The following is a 1014-nucleotide window of genomic DNA, read 5'->3' as shown; positions in this document are numbered from 1 at the left end:
AGCCCATCACGCGATCACTGACCGCCTACGACCACTGATCAGACTTAGGACTTACTCGTCTAGCGCTGCACCGCGACTCAGCGGTGTTCCCTGATCGCCTGTGTTCAGATCGTGTTCTGACTTACCCTGGATGAGTGAGTGCCAGCCATGCCGACGCCGTCACGTTCTCCGACCTGTCGAGAAACCCCCGGGCCGTTGCCGAGCGCGCGGCACGCCTGGGACGTGTCCGAGTCACGCATCGGGACGCCCCCGACTTCTACCTCACGGCGGTAGACCGTGAGGCGGAGCGCGATCAGACGCTGGCCACGGCGTCCCGGCTCTTTCTAGCCTTGATCAAACACGATCCCACCGCGCGTGCATTGGTCCTCGCCATGCCTGAGGTCTTTCCCTGGGTGCGCCACCTTTCTCCGGAAGAGCTTCGCGCCTTTACCCTGGAACTGGTTGAGGCACTCTCCGATGCCGCGGAGTTGGACGTTGATGTCACCACTCAAGAGGTCATCGCAGGGTGGCGGGCAACCGCTCGGATCAAGGCTGACCCTGAACGCTATGCCGAGGCCCGCAAGCCGACCGTAGGTGACTTCGGGCCGGTGGAGGCTTCTGCGTGAGCCCGAAACGCGGCGATCGCGTTACGGTGCCACCGCCGGATGACGAGTGGGACGTGCGGTTCGGCACCAGCGACGCGGTCAGGGAATGGGAAGAACTGTGCCGTCATGCCCTGGCCAATGCGCGCCGACGCTTCGAGGTCCTGCGTGCTGATCCCCGTTCACGTTCAAGCCGTGACCGCCAGCATCGCCTACGCGGCGATCTCGCGACTCATCGCCACAATGGCAAGGACCTGGAGCAGTGGGAATTCGAGGTCACCAGCGGCGGACGTGTCCGCTATGTCATAGATGACGTCTCTCGCACTGTTTGGGTGGTCTACGCATCGCCTCGACACCCGAAGGACACCGACTAGATGAATGAGTCCAAGGGGTTTGGGCGCGTTCAGTGGTCGTAGGCGATCAGGGAGCGTTT

2 protein-coding genes are annotated in these 1014 nt (G+C 62.9%); both read left to right on the top strand.

The features are described from left to right. Positions 1-134 precede the first annotated feature (134 nt). On the top strand, positions 135-605 hold the full coding sequence (locus ACFSKW_RS43650) for a hypothetical protein (RefSeq protein WP_379580376.1): 471 nt from the start codon (positions 135-137) through the stop codon (positions 603-605). Further along, positions 602-955: a hypothetical protein gene (locus ACFSKW_RS43645; protein WP_379580375.1), complete on the top strand. Its 354-nt coding sequence runs from the start codon at positions 602-604 to the stop codon at positions 953-955. The genes ACFSKW_RS43650 and ACFSKW_RS43645 overlap by 4 nt, the downstream gene beginning before the upstream one ends. The last annotated feature ends 59 nt before the right edge of the window (positions 956-1014 follow it).

The organism is Nonomuraea mangrovi, from assembly GCF_042681425.1.
GTDB lineage: Bacteria > Actinomycetota > Actinomycetes > Streptosporangiales > Streptosporangiaceae > Nonomuraea > Nonomuraea mangrovi.
The sequence above is the reverse complement of the archived record's forward strand: the minus strand, read 5'-3'. Positions and strand labels throughout refer to the sequence as shown.